This is a genomic window from Lysinibacillus sp. NPDC056220, from assembly GCF_049315265.1.
Classification (GTDB): Bacteria; Bacillota; Bacilli; order Bacillales_A; family Planococcaceae; genus Lysinibacillus; species Lysinibacillus pinottii.
The window spans coordinates 1,008,376-1,014,395 of record NZ_JBMOXD010000002.1 but is presented as its reverse complement, the minus strand read 5'-3'; the positions used below and the strand labels follow the sequence as shown (position 1 = coordinate 1,014,395).

The 6,020-nt window shown below is 33.9% G+C and carries 4 protein-coding genes and 1 pseudogene; 1 reads left to right on the top strand and 4 read right to left on the bottom strand.

The genetic code is table 11. From position 1 onward, the window contains the following. Positions 1-369: 369 nt before the first annotated feature. Complete coding sequence (locus tag ACOZBY_RS10090) at positions 370-741, bottom strand: winged helix-turn-helix transcriptional regulator (RefSeq protein WP_422762168.1); 372 nt, start codon at positions 739-741, stop codon at positions 370-372. Between the two features lie 126 nt (positions 742-867). On the opposite strand from ACOZBY_RS10090, the pseudogene ACOZBY_RS10085 reads away from it, so the two are divergent. Beyond that, positions 868-1,494, top strand: a pseudogene (locus ACOZBY_RS10085) (nitroreductase family protein). Positions 1,495-2,108: 614 nt separating this feature from the next. On the opposite strand, the gene ACOZBY_RS10080 reads toward ACOZBY_RS10085, so the two are convergent. The 3 genes from ACOZBY_RS10080 to ACOZBY_RS10070 all read right to left on the bottom strand — a co-directional run bounded on the left by ACOZBY_RS10080 (position 2,109) and on the right by ACOZBY_RS10070 (position 6,011). Next, positions 2,109-2,978, bottom strand: a complete 870-nt coding sequence (locus tag ACOZBY_RS10080; protein WP_422762166.1) for a GNAT family N-acetyltransferase — start codon at positions 2,976-2,978, stop codon at positions 2,109-2,111. Positions 2,979-3,232: 254 nt separating this feature from the next. Then, a complete protein-coding gene (locus ACOZBY_RS10075) occupies positions 3,233-4,438 on the bottom strand; it encodes an EAL domain-containing protein (protein WP_031416080.1) in 1,206 nt (401 codons plus the stop codon). 469 nt (positions 4,439-4,907) lie between these two features. After that, the gene (locus ACOZBY_RS10070; RefSeq protein WP_036216431.1) at positions 4,908-6,011 is read right to left on the bottom strand and encodes a hypothetical protein; all 1,104 of its coding nucleotides are present in this window, start codon (positions 6,009-6,011) and stop codon (positions 4,908-4,910) included. Between the last annotated feature and the right edge of the window lie 9 nt (positions 6,012-6,020).

Genomic DNA, 6,020 nt, shown 5'->3' with positions numbered 1-6,020 from the left:
ATTTAAAGAAACTAGCTACTTGGACGTGGCAGACAGCTTAAGAGAGCCTCTATGCTCGAAGAGTATGTTGGATACAGCAATGATTTACCAGATATTGAAAATGAAAGAGAAAGAAACATGACAAAAGCCATCGACAATAAACTTCTCGATGACTTTTGTCTACAGTCTGAGACCACTTTTCTAGGTGGTCTGTTTTCATTATTTTGCATTTTTTTAGTATTACATTTATGAAACGGGTCATGGCCTTTTTCTCAAGTATGAATTAGTAGTTTAGCGCTTAAAATAACTCAGTGCTCAATTAAATGAGCACCGGGTTATTTATTTGTAACTTCAGAAATTTCACCCTTTAAACGATACAATTTTTAGCAATTACGACTTTACTTCGTTTGCAATGAATGTATGACAATCAATTTTTTGATCTTTATCTATACCATTCATTAATGCATACTTATTCCCCCATTCACACATTGTGTTTAAAACTGGTACAAATGACCTACCTAAATCAGTCAAGCTGTACTCTACTTTTGGTGGCACTTCTTTAAATATTTCTCGTTGTACAAGCCCATCTCTTTCTAGTTGTTTCAATTGATCTGTTAAAACTTTTTGTGTAATTCCTGGTATGAATTCATAAAATTCTTTTGTTCTTACAGATTTTTGGCTCAAAAAAAAGAGGATTAAACACTTCCATTTTCCACCTGCAATATTCATAAAAATATTGATGCCAGTATTATATTTAACCATATGCTTTCTCTCCCTAAATAGGCACAAAAAAGTAGCTATACCACTTTTTTGTGCGTTATTTTCTTATTTATTATTGCTTACTATAATTAAAGCTGCAAGAAATAATAAAAATTATGGAGTGATATCATGAGTGTAAAAAATATTTTGGAAAAAAGACGTTCAGTTAGACATTATGATCCAAGTTATAAAATTAGTTCAGAAATTATAACTTCTTTAGTTGATACTGCAAGCAAATCCCCTAATGGGAATAATATCCAAGCTACACGTTACTTAATAATTGATGAACCTGACTTAAGAAATTTAATATTGCCTATAGCTTTTAATCAGCAACAAGTAATAGAAGCTTCAACTTTAATTGTTATGTTGGGAGATTATCAGGCATTCGATAAAGAAAATATTATTAGGATACATGAAGAAGGCTTTCAAGCAGGTTATTTTGACTAATCTCTAAGAGATTATCTAGCGCATGCTGCGATAAATTATTATAAAAATAAATCAACTGAAGATTTAAAGATAGAATTAACTAGAGATGTAAGTCTTGCCTCAATGTCATTAATCTTGTTAGCAAATGAAGCGGGCTTTGACACAATTACTATGTCAGGCTATGATTCTAAAAAGTTAAAAGACGCCTTAAATATTTCTGAAAGATATTTAGATGTTATGCTAATAGCGATTGGTAAAGGGACGAAGGCTGGTCACAAAACCGTAAGACACAATGTAAATGAGATAATTTATAAAAACGAAATAATATAGTGCTTTTTAAAGCCTAAATTAGATAGTCATGAAATAGGTTATCTTAAGTAAAACCACAAATAGACCAGGCGCTTTTGTGGAAAAAATGCCCAGGCTCAAGATTTATTGAGTGCCTGGGCCCTGTAATAACATTTTTCTTTCAATAATTGCAAGAAAATCAGTCAAAAATTACTTCTCCTGTTTTCTCTATCTTAATACGTGTAGGTTTATTTTCACCTGTTGCCATTTCAATTTTGAAAATCATTCAACACATCTTTAACTAGTGCAACATCATATTCTTCATAATTATCATCATCTAGTTCTAACCCGTTATCAGAATCGTAGAAAGTGTTAGCTTCACAAACACTAGTCTTTTCATCTTCCCACAGAATTTCTAATTTTGACTTTGATGTCCTATTATCATAATTCATTGCCAACTTCGGTTATTATAAGGTGCAGTTGGACAATCCAATACTATTTTATCCCATTATAAATAGTTAAATAATGATCCGTTTTGGAATCAAAGTAATCATCAATTTTTTCCTAAGTCCACACTTTCTTTATTTTTTTTACCATATTACCTTTTCCCCTTATATTAGTTCCAAACGTTACATGAACAAAGGATATTGATATCTCTAACCAAAAATTTGTGCAGCAATAGCAAACAACTCTTTATTCCTATATGGCATTTTAATAGAATTCTTTATCATTATTGGAGGATTACTAACTTTAATAAATCCACTTTTCTCCAAGAACAACATTAACTCGTCATTACTGGATGGCACATCAATCCTTATCTTCCCTTGATGATTAATAACTAACCCATCGATTATTAAAGCAGCTGTTTGTGAATTTGGTGCTACAATAGGTCCTATTAATAGATTCTCTGGACCTAATATAGATAATCCAAATCCAATAATCTTCCCATTTTGATTTTTAACAACTAAACATTGTTTTGATTGATTTATCCTATTAAGAAGCAATTCCCCCCTCTTATCTCCAAATGCAGCAGAATCTAATTCAATAATTTTATGAATTTCTTCCTCTTTGTATCTTTCTAAAGTAATTTGAGGATGATTAAACAAATTAGTTGGAATATAATTATCACTTAAATATTTATGTACAGAATCAACCGTACTAAAACCCAATCTTTCATATAAAGGTTTTCCATCCTCGGTTGAAATTAACATGATTGAGGTATTTTGAGAAACATTGTCTATACACTTCTGAGTGGCCTTCTTGCCTAAGCCTAAACCTCTATAATCTTCATTAACAATAACCATACCTATTGAAGCTAAATTAGTATCATAAGGTATAATTGCAGCACTAGAAACAATTTTCCCCACAGTATTTTTATGTCCGTATATTTTTCCAGATGCCATAACAGTTCTTACTTCATATTCATCATAATCCCAGCCAACTGATGTAGAAAGTTCTACTAAGCCTAAGACATCATATTTATCAAATTCCACTAATTTTAATTCTATTTTATTGTCAGTATACATGAAAAATCCCCCTATTTTATTTCTATTATTATCATAATTTACCATCTACCTTTATTCAATGAAACTACTCTATCGTTGCAGAAACAATACTTTTACATATAACTAAAAAGAAGCAACCTTTCGGCTACTTCATCATTTGACTCAAAATATTATTTCTAACTGGTAATGTACAAACTCTATTATGATAAACAATCATTTTGGGGTACAATCATAAGTTATACCCCACAAACCTTGCTATATAAGCATTTCTAGGCTTACCTAAAAATACTGTGCTCATAAAGATAGTCATAGGAAAGGTCAACAAACAAGTATTCATGTTCGTTGATGGCGATTGAAAAGGTTCTTGTAATTTCTCCTGTTTCAATATCACGATAAAGCTCAGAGATTTCCCCACTTTGATCGTTTCGCATTTTAATGATCGTTTGTAAGAAGTATGGGCGCCAGCTCCAATTTTTGTTGATGGCACGTGGCTGCAACTCCCAATTTCCATCTATTCGCATGACGTTAGGCGTTAATTGGAAACCATCCTCATTACAAATGTAAAGTCTAAAAGAATAGTTATCCAGTAATTCAGCTAAATGCTCTAATTGTGAGGCATTATCACTCGTTGGTTTCACACGGTGAACAATGGCCTCCAACTCTTCTCTTAATTTCTTTAGCTGCAAAAATTGCGCCTCTAGCATTTTCTTTTCAGACGTAATAAATTGCTGGCATTCTTTTTTAAATCGTTCCTTTAATACATCTTTATCGACAAGATTTCTAGCAGGGTTGGCTAAATAAGGACCTTGATAATAGCGTCCTCCGTTTTTCCAAGCAAATTGTAGCTGATAAACCGTTTCAATATCTTCGAATAAAAGATTGGCACCTATTTTATAAGCAAGACTGCCAATAGCAGAAATCATATCGGATTGAGCAGACCAAGAATCATAATTTAAATCACGTGTGTTGACTTTTAAAATATGGGGGGCCAATAATGCAATATGCTCTAAATGACTTTCAGCTCCGACCTCTTGGACAGCGATTTTTACCCCAAATGTCGTAAAATACCGCAGTGCATGGTGCAATTTATTAATATCGCCTAAAAATCGATGCTCAGATACGACAAACACGATTCTGTGTAAATCTTCTTCTCCAATATATTGTTGGATGATATTAAAATGACTCTCACCAAAATCCTGCATCAATAAATTAGGGTTACTTGGAATGTAAATATCAATATCAGATGCAATTTCATCAATTTGGGCGAGTGCTGCATGCAAAATTTTATGTTCCATATCTATTCGGTATTCTTCTGGAATGTCCTCATTATTGACAAAATCCTTTAAATTAATTTGCTGACCTTCAATTTGTAGATGTCCGGAAATTTCGTAGGCTATCACCGTATGCGCATCTGCGCTAAATATCGGCTGATAATACCCATGTATTTGATCTAAATTCGTTAACACTTCAATTGCGTCCATCTTCGAAACCTCCATTATGAATAACCTTTTATTTGTTATTCAAAAATAACAATATATAGTCTATAAATAGCTTAAAAAATGCTCTCTGACTGTATAATAAGTTGTTTATTGTAAAATCGCAACTTCACTTCTTAACATTTATAGCTTATCTAATAGAAATTTTCAGATCAACTTAGGTGTCATACTCATAATTTCCCATCATTTCCGACGACTTATTAACAGAAAAGGTTATTTTTTTACGCCATCTTGTCATGTTATGCTTTTGTTCTCATGAACATGTTATTGGTTCAAGGCTGTTCGCTCATTTTCCCTATTCATATTAATTTATGCTACGAGTGTCACTAGTGGTTGGGATAATAGATGATAATAATTCATAAAGTAGTCATTTACCCAGCACGGATGGACAATTTTATGAAAAAAGCAGTATTCCAAATGGTCAATTACGCCCCTGATGGAATACTGCTCGTCATTATTCAGACATGAAGAAATACCAAATGATCGCTATTACCATTAATGATAAGATAACAGCTATCGTTACACGAAGTGGTGATACAGGAGCATCCCCACCCACTCGACCCGTTTGCCCATTGACCATAAAGCGATAAATTTTCTCTTTATAACGGAAAGAGGATAACCAAATCGGTAACATTAAATATTTGTATGTAATATCATCATGATTGGTCGAAAAACGTAAATTCGATACTACATCCGCGCTATTTTCCCAACGAATTTTTGAAGTGATTTGCGCATGAAGATGATCATGGATATTCCTTTTGGCTTGATTCCAGCCATCCTGTAAGCCGATGCTATATCGTTCAGACAAAAAGCCAGATACATACTCTGGTTTATAAGCCTTATTGTTTAAAAGATTAAAAGGCTCGATTTTTCGCATCATATTCTGATCATAGCGAGTAGTTGCACTTATTAAATGATCGTCGATAAATTCCTGATAAAAGCCGCTTGTGGAATACCAATCTGTTTCCGTATGTGTTTTCCCATCTTTATCTGTAACGGTGCGATGTCGTCCATATCGGGCAGAATATCTGGAGCTTGTTTTCGTATCAAACGTCCAGTATGGAAGATAGACCCCTTTAAAGGCATCAGGCCTAGCACTATTTTTGGCGGCTTTCGGTGTAAACCATCTACCTTTTATCCACTTTTGAAAATGTTCCCCAGCTTGCTTATCCGTTACTTCAAAAGCACATACACCATTTGGTGCTAGTGTGTTTTCAGCACTCGCTTCCATGACCTGATGGGAACCACAGTAAGGACAACTGTCGGCCACTTGCAACGCATCGTATATCGTTTCCGCGGCACAGGCTTCACATATGACTGTTTTTTTCTCTACACCCCAATTGAAATTGCCACGTTCCTCGGCTGTTAAAAAGTCCATTTCTCGAGCAGCTTTTTCTTCCTCTTGCTCAGGAGTTGCAATTTCTGTCTCAAAGCCACAATATGGGCAAGCTAGCTTACCTGTGGCAGGATTAAATTCAATTGTTGCGCTGCATGATGGACATTCTGCATCAAAATCAAGCTTTACTTGTTTGACATTCTCAACTTCTTGCGTTGACATGAATCATCC

What these genes read in the sequence shown, in the direction of transcription:
- ACOZBY_RS10090 (WP_422762168.1), bottom strand. Translation starts at nt 741, where the DNA reads ATGGTTAAATATAATACTGGCATCAATATTTTTATGAATATTGCAGGT.
- ACOZBY_RS10080 (WP_422762166.1), bottom strand. Translation starts at nt 2,978, where the DNA reads ATGTATACTGACAATAAAATAGAATTAAAATTAGTGGAATTTGATAAA.
- ACOZBY_RS10075 (WP_031416080.1), bottom strand. Translation starts at nt 4,438, where the DNA reads ATGGACGCAATTGAAGTGTTAACGAATTTAGATCAAATACATGGGTAT.
- ACOZBY_RS10070 (WP_036216431.1), bottom strand. Translation starts at nt 6,011, where the DNA reads ATGTCAACGCAAGAAGTTGAGAATGTCAAACAAGTAAAGCTTGATTTT.